12 protein-coding genes and 3 pseudogenes are annotated in these 16,955 nt (G+C 42.5%); 10 read left to right on the top strand and 5 right to left on the bottom strand.

Annotation, left to right across the window (positions count from 1 at the left end; genetic code table 11):
• Window positions 1-40: 40 nt before the first annotated feature.
• Window positions 41-1,873 carry an ATP-dependent helicase gene (locus PG915_RS23980; RefSeq protein WP_353500336.1) on the bottom strand — a complete coding sequence of 611 codons (1,833 nt, stop codon included), beginning with the start codon at window positions 1,871-1,873 and terminating at the stop codon, window positions 41-43.
• Between the two features lie 179 nt (window positions 1,874-2,052).
• Between PG915_RS23980 and PG915_RS23975 the strand changes: the two genes are divergently transcribed.
• Window positions 2,053-2,304, top strand: a complete 252-nt coding sequence (locus tag PG915_RS23975) for a DUF4165 domain-containing protein (protein ID WP_353500335.1) — start codon at window positions 2,053-2,055, stop codon at window positions 2,302-2,304.
• Window positions 2,258-4,447 carry an Ig-like domain-containing protein gene (locus PG915_RS23970; protein WP_353500334.1) on the top strand — a complete coding sequence of 730 codons (2,190 nt, stop codon included), beginning with the start codon at window positions 2,258-2,260 and terminating at the stop codon, window positions 4,445-4,447. The genes PG915_RS23975 and PG915_RS23970 overlap by 47 nt, the downstream gene beginning before the upstream one ends.
• A 38-nt stretch (window positions 4,448-4,485) precedes the next feature.
• Here PG915_RS23970 and PG915_RS23965 read toward each other — a convergent pair whose 3' ends face one another.
• A complete protein-coding gene (locus PG915_RS23965; protein WP_353500333.1) occupies window positions 4,486-4,959 on the bottom strand; it encodes a hypothetical protein in 474 nt (157 codons plus the stop codon).
• Window positions 4,960-5,806: 847 nt separating this feature from the next.
• Between PG915_RS23965 and PG915_RS23960 the strand changes: the two genes are divergently transcribed.
• From PG915_RS23960 to PG915_RS23930, 7 genes and pseudogenes are all read left to right on the top strand, one after another.
• Window positions 5,807-6,166 (top strand): hypothetical protein, encoded by a 360-nt coding sequence (locus PG915_RS23960; protein ID WP_353500432.1) that lies wholly within the window; start codon window positions 5,807-5,809, stop codon window positions 6,164-6,166.
• A pseudogene (locus PG915_RS23955) lies at window positions 6,147-6,673 on the top strand (IS66 family transposase zinc-finger binding domain-containing protein); the annotation flags it as partial. The gene PG915_RS23960 and the pseudogene PG915_RS23955, both read left to right, overlap by 20 nt.
• A gap of 198 nt (window positions 6,674-6,871) precedes the next feature.
• Window positions 6,872-7,474, top strand: a pseudogene (locus PG915_RS23950) (IS5 family transposase); the annotation flags it as partial.
• A 305-nt stretch (window positions 7,475-7,779) separates the two neighbouring features.
• Window positions 7,780-8,985, top strand: a complete 1,206-nt coding sequence (locus PG915_RS23945; RefSeq protein ID WP_353500332.1) for a DUF1611 domain-containing protein — start codon at window positions 7,780-7,782, stop codon at window positions 8,983-8,985.
• A complete protein-coding gene (locus tag PG915_RS23940) occupies window positions 8,982-10,094 on the top strand; it encodes an alanine/ornithine racemase family PLP-dependent enzyme (RefSeq protein WP_353500331.1) in 1,113 nt (370 codons plus the stop codon). The genes PG915_RS23945 and PG915_RS23940 overlap by 4 nt, the downstream gene beginning before the upstream one ends.
• The gene (gspS2, locus tag PG915_RS23935; protein ID WP_353500330.1) at window positions 10,078-10,455 is read left to right on the top strand and encodes a type II secretion system pilot lipoprotein GspS-beta; all 378 of its coding nucleotides are present in this window, start codon (window positions 10,078-10,080) and stop codon (window positions 10,453-10,455) included. Before PG915_RS23940 ends, gspS2 begins: the two co-directional genes overlap by 17 nt.
• 92 nt (window positions 10,456-10,547) lie before the next feature.
• Window positions 10,548-10,855 (top strand): annotated as a pseudogene (locus PG915_RS23930) (DUF1840 domain-containing protein).
• 148 nt (window positions 10,856-11,003) lie between these two features.
• On the opposite strand, the gene nhaA reads toward PG915_RS23930, so the two are convergent.
• Genes nhaA through hflK form a run of 3 tightly spaced genes read right to left on the bottom strand, consistent with a single transcriptional unit; the run spans window position 11,004 to window position 14,388 of the window.
• Window positions 11,004-12,347, bottom strand: a complete 1,344-nt coding sequence (gene nhaA, locus PG915_RS23925; protein ID WP_353500329.1) for a Na+/H+ antiporter NhaA — start codon at window positions 12,345-12,347, stop codon at window positions 11,004-11,006.
• Window positions 12,344-13,333 carry a protease modulator HflC gene (gene hflC, locus PG915_RS23920; protein WP_353500328.1) on the bottom strand — a complete coding sequence of 330 codons (990 nt, stop codon included), beginning with the start codon at window positions 13,331-13,333 and terminating at the stop codon, window positions 12,344-12,346. The genes nhaA and hflC overlap by 4 nt, the downstream gene beginning before the upstream one ends.
• The gene (hflK, locus tag PG915_RS23915; protein WP_353500327.1) at window positions 13,330-14,388 is read right to left on the bottom strand and encodes an FtsH protease activity modulator HflK; all 1,059 of its coding nucleotides are present in this window, start codon (window positions 14,386-14,388) and stop codon (window positions 13,330-13,332) included. The genes hflC and hflK overlap by 4 nt, the downstream gene beginning before the upstream one ends.
• Before the next feature lie 993 nt (window positions 14,389-15,381).
• Between hflK and ltrA the strand changes: the two genes are divergently transcribed.
• A complete protein-coding gene (gene ltrA, locus PG915_RS23910) occupies window positions 15,382-16,854 on the top strand; it encodes a group II intron reverse transcriptase/maturase (protein WP_353500326.1) in 1,473 nt (490 codons plus the stop codon).
• The last annotated feature ends 101 nt before the right edge of the window (window positions 16,855-16,955 follow it).

Raw genomic sequence — 16,955 nt, 5'->3', positions numbered from 1 at the left:
CAGACAAATCGAGGCTTGTTAATTTTCCATAGATGTTAGGTTAGGTTTGCTTTTCCAATTCCATCTCCTTCAAATCGATAAATGAACAATTGACGTGCTGATACAGATCAACGATATAACGCGATGCTTTGTTGGCCATGGTGTAAAGCGTCAAGGATTGTTCGGCGCGGGTCATTCCAACATAAAAGAGCCTAGCCTCTTCATCGTGCTCATCGTCAAGCAATGGCGTATCGTGGGATTCGAGGAAAGGTATGTGCCCTTCCACACAGGGCAGAATGCTCACGTGTTGAAACTCTAAGCCTTTTGAACCGTGTAAAGTACTAAGTACCAATTTGCCTTTAAAGTCGGTGTCGGCGCTACGCTTTTTCTTCTGTAGCTGACTATAGAAGTGATTGATGATTGGTTGCAGTGATAGGTTCTTGGATGCCATCCGCGTGAGCATGTCGGTAAATCGCAATAGGCTCTCAAGATCACCGGCGTTCTTGATTGATAACATTTCAACAATGCCCCTTTGGAAATGGGCTATGTCCGAGGCGTTTTCGAACTTTGGGAAACCGTCAATTGTAACCGTATGAAGAAAGTCTATCAGTTCATCCGAGATTCCATGACTACGCTTGTATTGCGGTTCATGACACCGAATCACAAACTGTCCTATGACTTCGGTGAAGTCGTGTTCTCGCATATCCTTGCGCACTTCATCAAGTGCACTCTCTGATACCTCGAAGTAAGCAAGCGATTCGATAAGGTGTGAATATGACTTTTGACTGAATGTATAAAGCATTCTCAAGTAGAATCGGATGTAGAAGAGATCTAAAAATCGTTTACCACCGAGTTTTACGTAATTCGTCACGCCATATTCTTGAAGTGTCATTTCAAACTCGGTCAGCGTGCGATTGGTACGAGCCAAAATTGCTTGGCCCTCTGGCTTGTGGTTTTCAGATGTGTTTTTGGCCACTTGGGTTATAAGTTTATCCAATGACGCGTTTTGGTATTCAACTAGAGTTACTTCCCCTTTCCTGTCGAGTGCGGATATCAGCTGTTTGTCGTATCTCTTGAAACAGTGATTAATGACGCAATTCGCAGCGTCTAATATCTCTTGAGGGCAACGGTAGCAGGTTATGAGAGGAAGTACTTTGCCATCAATGTCTTTCACAAAGTTCTCTAAATTCAAGATTCCATTTGCATTTCTAAATCGATAGACGCTCTGATCATCATCCCCGATAGCGAAAATCGTACAGCCTTGTAGAAAGTGAGTCATGACAAACTCGTATTGCAAAGTATCCGTATCCTGGAACTCGTCTATAACCAAATGGCTTGTGCCGTAAAGTGCTTTTAGAGAGGGGTAATGCCCTTGCTGCATGCCTTCTACGACATCTCGCATTACTATGGAGAGTTCGATAACTTTGTCCTGCTCAAGGTATTGACGATACTTTTCGTACAGAGCCATTGTATGTTCGTCAAAACGTCTGTGGATTGAGCTGCAACCTAGCTGTTCCAATACATCTTCAGCTTCTTCTAAATCAACCCAACCAACAGAGCGCATAGCGCGCTCAACATACACTCTCCGGTCATTGTCCATTATGAGCCTGCGCTGAGGATTCATATGGCGCCATATTCGCCAGGCAGCAGAATGGAATGTGCAGGTAACTACTCTCTTTTGCTCGGGTATGTTCAGCTTTTTTTTAACTCTCTTTAGCATGTTTTGAGCGGCGGCATCGGTGAAGGTGATCATGCACACCGCATCATACAGTGACTCTGTGACTATGCGTTTGGCATACTCGATAGAAAGGTGCGTCTTACCAGAACCCGGAATGGCGACAATCAGTGTGTGACTGGTTTGCTGAACGGCACAGCTTTGTTCCGCATTGAGCATTGTGCTCTCCTCGCGATGGATCTTATTGGTAGGTTAACCTCACTTATGTATCAAAAGTGCCGATTAAGCAGCCAAAAAGGTCTGTCATAAGTAACCCTTTGGAAAGTTTGCACTCTCTACCCCTATTCTTTGGGCAGGTTTAGGACACAAATAGATTGCTGTTGGAAAAGGGAGTGATCATGCACAAGATTCTGTTTGCAACAATCGTTGTTGTACTCATATCGTTTGGAGCTCGGGCGGATGTTGTCGAATTTAGCTTTGTCGATACGAATGGCGATCAACGACATACTTCAGCGCAGGGTTACATTAACCCTTCATCAGATGTAGGTGTTCTACTGTCGGCAGGTTTGGATAGACGGGTCAGACTCACGGTACGTCAGCAGAATGGCGGAGTTGCCTATCAACGTTTCAGAGTTTATCACCGTCGATGACAGGATCTCTGACTCAGCTGGTAACGTCTATTACGGCGTAGTCTTTGATGTGCAGAAACGGTTCTTGATAGATGGTACCTACAATTTTACTCAGGACATTTTGGACTTTGAATCTAATGTGACCGGTAGTGTTTCTTATGATGTAGTTGTAGATACCAGTTCACCTTCAGCCAGCGCGCTTATCAACAACGCTGGAGGTTACAATATGGTGACGACAGGTCCAGTATGGTCACTCGGGTATGGTGGTAGTGGCTATGCTCTGCTTATCGTAGAAGACATTGCAGACGAGAGTGGGATCGAAAGCGTTACAGTGAACAACTATCGACAAGATGGCAGCCTTCTTATTACTGCACCTATGCAATATGACGCGGCCAACAACGTTGCTTCAAGAACGTTTGAGACCGGTGTCTTTCCTCGTTCAAATCTGGACGAAGACTTCCTGCTGGAAGTTGTCATCGTAGACAAAGCTGGCAATCGTTACATCAGTGAACGTCAAACAGCTCGCATGGATAACGATAGAGGAGCCGTCGAGCTTTGGGGGTTTTACAATCCGTCAGCTTCTAGCTCGATAGGACCAGGTCTCGATGGTTTTGAACGGTATCAAAGCGGCATGGTTGTCCATACGAACCCAGTTGTCGGCGCTTATCGCGTCAAAAAAAGCAATTGGCGCTCTTATAACTATGGTGGACTCGTTTTCACAAATGGACTAGGTGAGAACCGGGTCGCTGGCGAGGACGATGAGTATGTCTATATTGTGTTTAGCGCTCCGTATGGCAACACTAATGGCAACTATATACGGTTTGTAAATCAACATGAATGGTCAGGGCATGGTATTGGCTATAACGTTACGCTGTCTGATGCTGCGCCCAAAACGCCTTATCTAGTTAACGTCCATTACAATTTCAGCGATGTCGGGTGGCGCGATTTCTACCGCTATTATGTGGATGTGTCCTCCCTACCCGTTAGCGTGTCTGGTGTTCGTGGTTACGTTGAAGAGAGAAGTTACACGCAACGTTTCGTTCACTTTGGCAAGGAATGTTTTATCCCTCCAGGCGAGACCTTTTGTGAGTTTGATATCGACTACACGATGCAAGATGGCACGCTAGGTTATTTGCATGGTAACGCTACTGTCTATGATCCTTCGAATGCTTTGCGTTCAAACCCGCGTTGGGGCGAGACGCATTGGAATGGCCAGTATTACCCTCAAATCACTAGCGTGTTTGATGAAGTAAACAAGACTATGACCGCCTACATAAAACAGTTAGGACGGGGACATTTCTTCGACCGATTGAGATTAAATGGTGCTTGGATCATTGATCAAAATACAGGTGAAACGCTCAACGTTTCAGGCGGAAAGATAGCAGAAGATCGAACCGATTATACTTATCGCTGGGATCTAACGTCGCTTCCTGAGGGGCAGTTTACGATTGCTGTAAAGGCAAGAGAAAACCATGGGGCTACGACTGTCGGGGATAGCTTTGAATATAACAATGATAAGTCTCCTCCCGTCATCAGCTTTGAACTCAAAGATGGCGAAGTCTACGAGCCTGGGATGTTAGTGAAAGGTCTTGAACGTATCAGGTTAAGGATTGACGAGAATAGCGCTTATCAGTTTACCAAACTAAATCTTAGTGGTGGTCCTAGTAACGATAACGTCGAACTGGCGTTCAACGATCAAGGCGAGAATGTTTATGGGCTTGAGTATCCGAGAACATTCCCGACAAATGTCGGAGAGGACTATAAGCTCACTGTTACTGTGACAGACGCATTTGGCCAGGTACAGACACAAGTCTATCAGTTTGCCTACGAACCAGATAACTTCTTCAAGCTCGATGCGATCACATCCGTACCTCACAACCGACCGCTAGCCGACATTTACAACAAGCCGCATTCATTAATTACTTCCAACACGCTTCGAGCCGATAATGGTCAACTCGCCAGTGGCGAGCAGCGGCTGTTCATCACTGTGCGTGCTGACGCTGATTACTCTCTGAACTTTAACGGTGTTGTGGTCCGTCCTGGAGAGACCAAAGAGATGTATGTATCGCTTGACGACAATGGTCAGCTAAACCTACCGGTGAGTGCTCTTGAGGACGTGCATGGTCAGGCCAACTACATGATTGAAATTACCGGGATACGTTAGTCATTTTAATGATGTTTGACGTTATCATTGCCGCTGCGCTATTTACTTCGGTATAGCTCAAAGAATTGTACCCCTTGACGATTCAGTGGGTGTTCTTCAACAACCAGAGCATAGTCGGCGCCCGTCTTTTTTACTGATGTGACAAATACCGCGTATGGGTAATCACCATGACTAGAGTCTACATAGTGCCAACGATAGCCGGTGAGTCTTGATGGAGGTAATTCGTTTCGCTTCGATATCACATTGACTACCTCAACTTTTCGTTCTGTCTCAGCAGACTTGCATTTCATCTGGTATGAGTGGTGCGGGAAATTAGTTTGTATTTCTACCCTTACCGTTTCCTCGCTTAGCGGGCAATTAGGGCTGTTAGCGAGCACGTAACTAGAGTAGTCGCGCAGATCGAACACAAAGTAGTTCGCTTCTTGCTTCGGTTTACTTTGTTGTCTATTTACAAAACCGGTAAGAAGTAATGCCAGAAAGACACCGGTGATAACACGCTGATGTAAAGTCATAATGCCTCCATGTTTTCGACTTGTTCACTCTAAAGCACCTTGATTAAAACATAGGCAACATTCCTCAAGCAGTGTTTTTGAGGTATTCAGCGATATTTTCGCTCAGTAACTCTTTTGTCGACGCGTCGAACACCTTCATATCTTGTTTTCTTGCCAGAGTGGGATAGCGTTTATGACTTTGCCGAATAACCCCTTCAAGAAATCTTTGCTGTACTGATGCGCGTTTTTTCTATGAGTGACCATTTGTACCCTGTGGATGAATGAGGTGCTCTGAAAGCTCGTTGTAGCTATGGGTTCTAACTCTGCCATAAACATATTTGTGAGCTCGCATAAGGGGATCTCTACGGTAACAGAGGTGTACCCTCCACCTGCAGACGTTACTCGAAATGGTATAACAATGCCCCCTACCGTTTTACGATCTACAGATATAGACTCCACGGACATTCGCGCTTGTTTCAACACAATAGGGTGATCATTTTGTGACGCCCCACTGCGTCTTATGTTTATTCTCTTCATTGGTAAGCTCCTTGTTTTTCTGCATAGTATCCAAGAGGCCGAGCCTTGGTAAAACGTGCCACGTGTCCACGTTTTTCATTGAGATGAAATCGTCACTAAATGCGAGCCATATTGCCTTTCGGGCTAACAAGTTGGCTTTGTTATCGAGGTTCTTGTTTTTTCTTGTTCTTGTTTATCTTATTGGCAACCTATACATTCAGTTATAGTGCTCTAGAATGACGATTATCGCATTGATTAGTAATGACTCCTTTCGTCATTTGTTGAATCTCTGCACGTTCAGTCCTATCTTGATATACTCCTTTCATATTAGAGCTTTAAAAAACTGAATAATATGGACTACAGTCAACAACTTCGCGCGGCTACAACACACATCCTACTGTCTTATTATGGTCAAATGCCCGGCAAACATGTTCCACTAAAAACTCAGAACCAAACGCTGCGGAAACTCATTAAGCCATACTTAACCAATGCTGATTACCGCGCTGTTCGAAATGAGCTTAAAAATATCGACGTCCTTGCTAAACGAGGGAAGACCGCTCTAATCGCACTTGAAGAGTTGAGCCGCACACCGCAGCACACTGCATCCAATGATGTTGAGGTATTTGGGTACCTGATAAAAGAGTTGGAAGCGGTACTGTGTATCAGTATTACGCCAGTTACCTCGTTCGATGATCGATCGCCAGTTCGCTAAACGTTCGGAGGCGTTAAAGCCTTACGATGAATCTCAAGGTGACCTCTTCAACGAAGTGGAATGCGAAGCTGCTAAGGAAGAAGAGGTTGAGGTCATGACGACCACCACCACAACGAAGAAGCGTGGTAAACGTCAGCCACTTCCAAAGACCTTGCCTCGTGAGGTTATCGAACTCGATTTAGATGATAACGAAAAACAATGTGCATGCTGCAAGCATAGCCTGCATAAAATCGGTGAAGACCGCAGTGAAAAGCTAGAGTTCTCGCCAGCGGTACTCAAAGTGCTGGAATATGTTCGTCCTAAATATGCTTGCCGTCAGTGTGAGCAAACTGAAGACAAAAGCCACATCGTTCAAAAGCCAGCGCCGCAAAGCATTATCCCTAAAAGCTTCGCGACAGAAAGCTTGCTGGCAAATACCAATACGCGATGCCACTGTATCGCCAAGAGTCGCTATTTACCCAGTCGGGAATCGAACTATCGCGCACGACTATGGCGAGATGGGTTATGTGACATTAAACTTCTTTAGGTACATTACATACATAACAAAAAGCATGTCAATCATTGATCTAGGTAAGCAATTAGTCAATCACCGCAAACACATTGTGGTGCACCTCTGAGTTGCAAGGGGCTTTGTTGCGTAATTCGATGGAACTAAATCAGGAAGTTACGATCTGATCGGCTACATCAGTTAATCATCGTAGCCTTATGCCGAAACCTCATTACAAAACAACTAACTGGAAACAGTACAACAAAGCCCTAATCAACCGTGGTTCACTCACTTTCTGGATTGATGAAGAAGCAATACGCGAGTGGAAGCAAAGCAAACAGAGTAAGCGCGGCAGGCCTCGTCGATTCAGCGATCTAGCCATTACTACCGCATTGATGGTAAAACGTGTTTTCTCTATGCCATTGAGAGCGCTGCAAGGCTTTCTAGACTCTGTATTTAAGCTGGCTAACATACCGCTTGTTTGTCCACATTACACCTGTATAAGCCGTCGAGCTAAGGAAGTTGAGGTTTCATTTAAAACTAAAACCAGAGGTGCGATACAGCATCTGGCCATCGATGCTACTGGTCTCAAGGTTTATGGCGAAGGTGAATGGAAGGTCAAAAAGCATGGTACTGACGGGAAGCGTAGAGTCTGGAGAAAACTGCATTTAGCAGTTGACACAAGCACTCACGAGATAGTAGCAGCAGAGCTGAGCTTATCTAATGTCACTGATGCAGAAGTCCTTCCTAATTTGCTCAAGCAAACACGTCGACGAATCGTCGAGATATCTGGAGATGGTGCTTACGACACAAGGAGTTGCCAGTTACACTAAAAGCTCTGACCCACTCAACTGATATTAGAAAAAGTATCTGAAACTTTAAACCTTAGAGGTTGATATGGAAGTGTTGAACAAGAAGTCTTAAATCTCTAATCAATCACTCGAGTATGGGTTAAGTCTTAAAGTGATAGACGCCGAAAGTGTATCAATAATAACCAACAAAAGTCTTGGAAGTGTGTTAGCATGGTTGCTCACCCTACCGCTTAGTAGGGACTTCTTTTCTTTTCCGAACTCACATCTCGGCACTCCTTAGTAGCCCCCCCTAAGCCTTACTGCAGGCTTTAATTATGTCAATTTCAACTAGAAAGTTAAGAAACATCTTTCAATTAACTAGAACCGAACATATAAAAAACAACCATAGCCCAACTCGTCCGGAACCTTGGACGCCACTTTGCCATAAAGTTAATCCGACGACTCCCTCTGCAATTATTTACTGTGAAGGTAACTTTAATAAAACTGACGGAAAGACAGCGAATGGTTTGGTAAGGCATTCCCACAATTATCGCATTTTATCTGTCATTGATAGTGAGCTAGCTAGCTTAGATTCCGGTGAAGTTCTTTATGGTACGAAAAATCATATTCCTATTGTGGCCAATATTGAAGAAGCCATTATTCAGGCAGAAACAGTTCCTGATTACTTTATTTTTGGGATAGCACCGTCAAAAGGTTTTCTTTCAGATTCTGAAAAGAAAATTATTCTCGATGCTATGTCATTAAATATGAATATAGTGAATGGCTTACATGAGTTCTTAAATGATGACCCTGTTTTTCGTGAAGCCAGCTTAAAAAATAATGTTCATATTCTTGATATTCGTAGACCCAAGAGCAAGGGAGAACTGCAATTATTTAGTGGCAAAATACACACTGTTCAGTGTCCAAGAATTGCGATAATGGGAACGGACTGCGCATTGGGGAAAAGAACGACTGCGACGATACTGGCGAATGAGTTAAGAAATAAGGGTCTCAATGTTGTTATGATAGCGACGGGACAAACGGGCATTATACAAGGTGCTCCTTATTGTGTGGCATTAGATGCTGTCCCCTCTCAATTTTGTGCTGGGGAGCTAGAAGCAGTCATTGTTAAAGCGTATGAAGCAGAGAATCCAGATATCATTATTATTGAAGGACAGGGAGCACTGAGTCATCCTGCATTCTCTACCAGCTCGTTTATATTACGTGGTAGTTGTCCGACTAGTGTTATTCTACAACATGCGCCTAAACGTATGTATCGCACAGATTTCCCAGATATGCCGATGCCTTCCGTTGCCTGTGAGATAAACCTCATAGAGGCGTTCTCCAATACTACAGTTATCGGGTTAACTCTGAATCATGAAGGGATGTCTTCAGATGAGATTATTTCCGAAATAAGTGTGTATTCTGCTGAGTTTGACCTACCTGTGACAGATCCATTATCTCAATCTAAAGAACAACTGCTTCAGATGGTATTTTCGACCTATCCTTTGTTAGAAAACAAAATATCAGAGCAAAGGTGAGTTACCCGAAGTTAAATATTGACTGTTCAAAAATTCACCATAACGCCAAGTTTCTTATTGAAACACTGGCTTTAAAAAATGTCTCAGTCACACCAGTTACAAAGTCCTGTTTAGGTCATCCTATCATTGCGCACATTCTGGTTGATGCTGGAGCAAGTATGCTTGCTGATTCTAGAGTGGAAAATATACAAAGAATGACACATTGTGGGGTTGCTGTTCCGAAAATGTTAATACGCACTCCAATGCTGAGTCAGATTGCGAGTGTGGTGGCGTATTGTGACATCAGTCTGAATACTGAAGTTCAAGTTATTCAACGGCTCTCTCGTGTAGCAAAACGAGCAAATACTAAACACGGTGTGATAATAATGGTTGAGCTTGGAGATTTGAGAGAAGGTGTTATGCCATGTCGCGTCATTAATTTCATACGTGAGATCATTCTATTACCCAATATAGTTATCAAAGGGATAGGGGCGAATCTTACGTGTCGCTATGGTGTTGCTCCTGATGATAAAAAGATGAGGCTTCTTTCTGATCTTGCAGACGGTATTGAAGCAGTTTTTGGTATTAGTCTTGAGATTATTTCAGGTGGAAACTCATCTTCAATCAATTGGGTTCTAGCTCATGAGGGGAAAACTCGAGTCAACAACTTGCGACTCGGAGAAGCAATATTCTTAGGCTGTGTCCCTGTAGAGCAGAATTCAATCAAAGGGTTACACACCGATGCGATTACGTTAACTGCTGAGGTGATCGAAGCTAAAATTAAACCTTCTTTGCCATGGGGGAATCGAGGGGGCAATGCATTTGGTGAAAGGGAAATACTCCAAGACCGCGGAGCTGTTTCGCAAGCAATTCTCGCCCTGGGACGTCAAGATGTTTGTGTGGCGGGGCTTATCGCTCCATATGATATGAACATTTTGTCGTCAAGCAGTGATCACTTGATTCTCGAAACTTCCCAAAAGCCCTTAACCGTTGGAACGAAAGTTCAATTCACTCTCGATTACAGTGCATTTTTGTCGGCTATGTCATCCAACTCAATGCATAAAGTTTTTCATAATTATAACTCTAGAAATAGTTCAAGAGGGAGTGTTTTTCTTGAATCAACATCGTAATACATTCGTACTATTTATCATCATTCTGCTGAACGGTTGTTTATCAAATCAAATGTTACCAAATGAGTTATCTGATTATAGAGCAACGATTATTTCAAGTCGACTCCCACAAAAAATAGGAGCATTAACACTATTACAAGCCAAGTCAGATGCGAATAACATTTCTCTTATTTTTACCAAAAGCAAATTTGTTGATATGGATAGTCTAGTTAAGCAAGTCGCTATCGAATTTTGTGAGAAAGAGGAAACTAGATATCTATTGAAACGTGGTATTTCTTATCGAATTATAACGTTATATTCCAGTAATAAAGTAGATAGCCTCAATTCCATCTCTTTAAACACATGTATTAATGATGAATGAACAAATAGATACTAGCAAACATTCAATTGGGGTTATCTTTGAAGCTGCTTAAGACATAGTTTTGTTTAGATAGCAAATGCAGAGAGGTTTTTATGCTAGTAAAATTTAGTTGTAAAAATCATGCAAGTGTCATCATGTTTGGTGACGTTGCTCAAGAAATAATAAAAATAATGGGCATAGTGGAAAGGTGCCAAGTGCGATTTTTTCATCAGATATACCAGAGGTACTGGTAAAACTAAATAGTGCGTTCGAACGTGAAAAAATACGAAACCTTAATATTGTTGAAGTGCATGAAAAAGCAGAACCTACTATTTCAATTATTGAGCGAGCTTATCCATTACTTGAATTATTAAAAACAGCAATAGAAGGGAAATGTGACGTTATGTGGGAAACGCTGTAGTTCATAATAAATGAGTCTTTTCTCTTCAACATATCAATCAATAGAGTATATGCTGTTCTCTTTAATATTCACTACCTACCTTGTTATTATAGAGGTAAGTAGTGACTTCTTTTATGTCCTATTTTATAAGTTGGAATAACAAGCATCATCAAGCATCTTTCCGTTTTTCTTTAACAGAGAAATAGCGAAGAAAGATGATGCCGAGAAAAGCCGAAAAAATAGACGCTAGGAAGATGCCTAATTTCGCAGAATTAATTTGGTTAGGGTCATAAGCTAATTCCGCGATGAACAATGCCATAGTAAAACCTATGCCAGCTAACATCCCCCCCCCTATAATCATTCCCCAATTCAAGTTTTCAGGTAATATTGCAATTTTAAGTCGGACGGCAATCCAACTAAACAAGGTAATACCTATTGGCTTGCCAAAAATAAAACCTAAAAATATAGCAAGCGTAATTGGAGAAGTTAAATTCGCCGTAGTTAGCGAAACACCCGCGTTGGAAAGAGCAAACAACGGTAACACGACAAACCCAACCCAAGGATGAAGTAACATTTCCAGCCGCTCAACTGGCGAAAGAGTTTCGCGCGCAGCCGCTGCAGCGGTTCTTAACGTCTCTCCTTCTACTTTATCACCACTCCATTGTTCTATAGTGGAAGATGACACTACGGTATCCATAATGATGGAAAGATGCTCCTTACTCACCCACTTATTTGTAGGGGTTAGTAAGCCGAGAATCACTCCGGTGATTGTGGGATGTATGCCAGACATATCGATGGCTATCCATATCATTCCTCCAACAATAGAAAAGAGCACTATACTGCGGATCCCTAAAAAGCCCATAACCCGAACAATAATAAACCCTAACAAGGCATAAAGTATGGACATCCAGTTAACACTATCTCCATAGCCAATAGCAACAACAAAGATCGCGCCGATATCATCTACCACAGCCATTGATAGCATGAATATACGCAAGCTGCTTGGAATGCTTCGTCCTAAAAGTGCTAGGCACCCGATCACAAATGCGGTATCTGTAGCCATGACAGTGCCCCAACCATGTTGCCCTGATTCACCAAACTGTATAAGAAAATAGAAAAGAGGAGGCACTAACATGCCCCCAAGAGCAGCTGCAATAGACAAAATCGCTAATCTAGGGTTCCTAAGTTCTCCTAGCACTAACTCACGTTTGAGTTCCAAGGCAATAAGAAAGAAAAATAAGGTCATTCCTACGTCATTGATCCATTTGTGTAATGACCGTTCAAATACTAAATCACCAAAAGTAACCCCTACCGAAATCTGCCAAAAGCGAGTAAACGATTCACTTAAATTTGAGTTGGCTAGTGAAATGGCAACTAACGTTGAAACAAATAGTACAATACCTGCTGCAGATTCAATATGTATGAAACGGTATATTGGTTGAGAGATCCAATCAATATATCCCTTGGGTAGGCGAGTTATATTAGTTGGTGTTATTTTTTCTCTTTTACTCATTGTTTTTCAACTGTGATATTTGGATTTCTATCTATACCATTAAGAAACTTGAATAAGTCACTATTAGTAGACAAAACAAGCGTTGTGTTCTCTGAAATAACGGTCGAGTAAGACTGCATCGTTCGTGTGAATTCATAAAATTGTCTTGTTTCAGGATTTTTATTGTAAGCTGATGAATAAATTTCGGCGGCTTTAGCGTCAGCTTGTCCCCGAATCTCTTCGACTTCACGATAGGCCTCAGATTGAATCTTATCCAAGTCTCTCACTCTGTCACCTCGAATCCTCGCAGCCTCCCCATTTCCTTCGGATAAAAAACGTTCTGCAATTTGACGACGTTCACTAATCATTCGCTCATAAATTTTAGGGCGAACACTTTCATTGTAATTAATACGTTTAAATCTAATGTCGAGCAACTCAATTCCAAAGATTTTTATTTTTTCTGACGCTGCAGAGAATATTTCTTGCTCTACAAATTGGCGACCTTTTTGGATAGGAACTAAGGCGCCTATTTTCAGATCTCTTTCAGCTTCACTCAATAATGGATCTCGTAATGGTTTGCGATTTTTGTTAGTACGTATTATTTCGATCAATTCATGTTTTGCTACAGCATTTCGTGTCTCACTACCTAAAATATCGTCTAGTCGAGATTGTGCACTGCGTTCATCTTTGAGACGTAAAAAGTACTGAAGCGGGTCAACGATTCGCCATCGAGCAAACAAGTCTACAGAAATATACAGTTTATCTTTTGTTGGCATGTCGGAAGGGCGACCATCCCATTCCAACACTCGTTTGTCGATGGTATTAATTTCTTGAATATATGGTACTTTTATTTTTAATCCAGCATTAAAAATAGGCATCCCTACTGGCTTTCCAAACTGAGTGATAATGACCTGTTGAACCTCACTTACTGTGTAAAGTGCGTTATATACACTAAAAGATGTACCTAAAATCAATGCGGCTATGACCCCTTTTTTAATCGATTTCATCTAGGCTCTCCTTGTGTGTCGTTGAGATTGAGCAAAGGCAAAATATTGTTTGCTCGTTCATCAATGATAATTTTGGTCCGAATATTAGGTAATACTGCCTGCATTGTTTCTAAATAAATTCTGCGTTTAGTTACTTCTGGGGCTTTAACATACTCGAACAGTAATGCATTGAAGCGAACCGTATCTCCCTTAGCTTCATTGATGCGTTTTAAGCGATAGCCATCAGCTTCTCTGATCCGTTGATCTTTTTCACCTAACGCTAAGGGGATCACTTTGTTGTAATCTCGGCGAGCTTCGTTTATGAGCTTTTCTTTTTCCTGTTGGGCTTGGTTCACTTCATTAAACGATGCCTGGACAGGTTGAGGAGGGTTGATGTTTTTTAACTGAACTTGGTCAATTCTGATCCCTAAAGCATATTTTGTAGCGAGCTGTTGCATTTTTGAGAGCGCTTCAGACTCAATTTCTTGCCGACCAATTGTGATCACTTCATCCACAGTTCTATCACCCACCACTTCACGCATTACGGATTCAGAAACATATCGAAGGGTTTCACTAGGATCTCGAACTTCGAACAAAAACTTGATGGGATCGGAGATTCGATATTGCACCACCCATTCGACGAGAGCGGCATTTAAATCACCTGTAACCATTTGTGTTTCTTGACGTCGAGTGTTTATTCTCGGGCTTTGGTTGGGATTTTTTGCCATGGGTGTTATGAACCCAAACTCCTGCTTTAGTTGTCGTTTCACAGGTAAGATTTCAGCCGTATCAATGCCAAGTGGCATCTTGAGATGAAGCCCTGCAGGAACAATATGGACATATTTGCCAAAGCGTTGTATCACAGCAACAGAATCGCTTGGTACCGTGTAAAAACACGTCCAGAATATGATTGCTAAAAAGAAAATAATAAGAGGGATAAAAAAGCTTGAATTCCTTCCGCCTGGAAGCATTTTTTTTAAGTGATGGAGAATAGTATAAAATACCTCACCTAAATTAGGAGGATCTTGTTTTCCTCCGCCCCAAGGGCTACCTGAAGGTTGGTTATGATGGAGCATGAGCATGCCCTCCGGCTATAGGCGAACAAATTTTCACCTATTCTATCTTTATACATTGGGGGGAGACATCGAATTAACAAGGGCATATTTTTTTAATTTGAGATATTTACTTAAGACTGATAGAGATTAACTGATCTATTCATCGATGATGGCGATTCAATACTTCCTCAAGTAAAATCTGACCGATAAAATAGTGAACTAAAACAGTAAGTAAACTTCAAAGTGACCAAAAACGAAGCAGTACTAGAAACGCGCGAGAGGAATAATCTCGATTTCTGCACCTAAAAACACAGTGAGGGTGCTTACTGTCTATTTGAGTAACAGAGATACGGCCTAATATTTTATTTTTCACATTAATTAATGTATTGTAAAGTCCGCTGATTACCTAGTCATTAATACTAGACGTAACTCATTTAGGGGCGTGCGACGTGAGGTCGTATGAAGCGCTGTTCACCGCTCAACGAGTGAACCATCTGTATCACCAGATGAACCTAGGAGCCTGAATAAAGTAGCGGCTCTGACAATGTAACGAAGGTTGGTATTTACCAATCGGGATCTAAATCGCGAGAGAACGATCCTCCTGATAACCACGCAATCGGGTGAGTGCTAGGTAGTCAGCATGATGAACATACGTGAATCCGTGTAAGGTGCGTTATGTGATGAAACAGCGGAAGTGGTTAACACGCTGTAGCCAAAAGGCAAGAGAGTCGGAAAGAGATTGCCCCATGCTCTTTCGTGATCGTTGAACTCTCCGCACCATAGCGGGCATCTAAACTGACATTGCGCGACATACGAAACACGGTAAGCCTGTATTACTCCCTTTGGGAAAGTCTCTGCGACCGATAGTGATGCAGGTAGAGGATGTTGGAAAAAGCGAAGGCTGCATTGTAACGATGCAGATACAGGTCTCTATCTGGCACGAAAGTGAGCTGACTTCCGACTGGTCTTCTGTTGCAAGAGAATTTGAAGAACTTTATTCAAGGAGAAACGCAAATGATGATTTCAAAAGAGATTAGTGCCTCTCCTGACGGTGTTCAGTGGCAATCCATCAATTGGAAAGACATCGAATCCCATGTTTTAAAGCTTCAGATGCGTATTGCAAAGGCAACACGAGAAGGTAAACACAGTAAAGCGAAAGCGTTGCAGTGGATACTGACTCACTCGCGATCAGCAAAACTTCTTGCTGTTAAGCGGGTATCTCAAAATAAAGGCAGTAAAACTCCTGGAATTGATGGCGTTATCTGGAATACAGATACGCGCCGCATGAAAGCAGTCAATCAATTGAGCAGAAAAGCTTATCAAGCCAAACCGCTCAAGCGTATCTACATCCCCAAGAAAAACGGCAAGCTCAGACCACTGGGTATCCCCTGCATGGTCGATAGAGCGCAGCAAGCGCTTCATCTTCTTGCTCTGGAGCCAGTATCAGAAACACTTGCCGACCCTAACAGCTATGGATTTAGACCAAACCGCAGCACTGCCGATGCAGTCGCACAGTGCTTTAAATGTCTGGCACTAAAGAAATCAGCTCAATGGGTTCTTGAGGGAGACATCAAAGCCTGTTTCGACAAGATCGGGCATCAATGGCTTATGAATAACATTGCCGTAGATAAACGCATGTTGGAACAATGGTTAAAGTCTGGTTTTATGGACAAAGGGCTGTTCTATCGTACTGACGAGGGAACACCACAAGGTGGGGTCATATCCCCAACCTTGATGCTAATGACTCTTGCAGGGCTTGAGCAACGCATAAAGTCTACCGCACTCAAAAAGGGTGCAAGAGCCAACTTTATTGGATACGCCGACGATTTCGTCGTCACTTGTGCTTCAAAAGAAGTGTTGGAGAACGATATCAAACCGTTGATTGCTGATTTCTTAGCAGAAAGAGGCTTAACACTCTCCGAAGAGAAAACGCACATTACCCACATCAGCAGAGGTTTTGATTTCCTAGGTTTTAATCATAGGAAATACAAAGGGAAATTGCTCATTAAACCGAGCAAATCCAATACACTCCTGTTCTTGAGTAACTTGCGCGAACTCATCAAAAAGCACGTAACCATCCCTGTCAACGATCTTATCAAGCTGATAAATCCGAAACTCAGGGGCTGGTCGAATTACTATCGACACTGCGTGGCTAAACAGGTATTCGGATATGTAGGTCACAAGCTATTCCATACGTTATGGCACTGGGCTAAAAGACGTCATCCAACAAAATCTAGAACTTGGATCGCCCTTAAATACTTCATCAACCGTCAAGGTCAATGGCAATTTCACGGTTGGCAGAAGATTATGAATATGGATTGTCAGTTCAATCTGTTTCAAATAGCTAAGGTGCCAATAGAAAGACATGTGAAAATCAGGAGTGCCGCTACGCCTTTTGATCCTCAATACCAAGAATACTTGGCTAAGAGAAAATCAAAGAAGCAATGCCGTAACTCTTGGCATGAGCCTGCTCTCACTTCTTTATAAGTTGCTGGGTGCCAATCGGTGCCTTCGTGAAGGCTTGAGCCTAGTGCGGTGAAAGTTGCACGCTGGGTTCTTAGAGGGACGGCACTTGGTAACAGGTGTCG

It is taken from the genome of Vibrio sp. CB1-14 (genome assembly GCF_040412085.2).
GTDB classification, from domain to species: domain Bacteria; phylum Pseudomonadota; class Gammaproteobacteria; order Enterobacterales; family Vibrionaceae; genus Vibrio; species Vibrio chaetopteri.
This window is presented reverse-complemented; position numbering and strand designations above follow the sequence as displayed.

Excerpts from the sequence above, each read along its gene's own strand:
- PG915_RS23970 (WP_353500334.1), top strand. The coding sequence starts at position 2,258 with ATGGCGGAGTTGCCTATCAACGTTTCAGAGTTTATCACCGTCGATGAC.
- PG915_RS23975 (WP_353500335.1), top strand. The coding sequence starts at position 2,053 with ATGCACAAGATTCTGTTTGCAACAATCGTTGTTGTACTCATATCGTTT.
- ltrA (WP_353500326.1), top strand. The coding sequence starts at position 15,382 with ATGATGATTTCAAAAGAGATTAGTGCCTCTCCTGACGGTGTTCAGTGG.
- hflK (WP_353500327.1), bottom strand. The coding sequence starts at position 14,388 with ATGCTCCATCATAACCAACCTTCAGGTAGCCCTTGGGGCGGAGGAAAA.
- PG915_RS23965 (WP_353500333.1), bottom strand. The coding sequence starts at position 4,959 with ATGACTTTACATCAGCGTGTTATCACCGGTGTCTTTCTGGCATTACTT.
- hflC (WP_353500328.1), bottom strand. The coding sequence starts at position 13,333 with ATGAAATCGATTAAAAAAGGGGTCATAGCCGCATTGATTTTAGGTACA.
- PG915_RS23945 (WP_353500332.1), top strand. The coding sequence starts at position 7,780 with ATGTCAATTTCAACTAGAAAGTTAAGAAACATCTTTCAATTAACTAGA.
- PG915_RS23960 (WP_353500432.1), top strand. The coding sequence starts at position 5,807 with ATGGACTACAGTCAACAACTTCGCGCGGCTACAACACACATCCTACTG.
- PG915_RS23980 (WP_353500336.1), bottom strand. The coding sequence starts at position 1,873 with ATGCTCAATGCGGAACAAAGCTGTGCCGTTCAGCAAACCAGTCACACA.
- nhaA (WP_353500329.1), bottom strand. The coding sequence starts at position 12,347 with ATGAGTAAAAGAGAAAAAATAACACCAACTAATATAACTCGCCTACCC.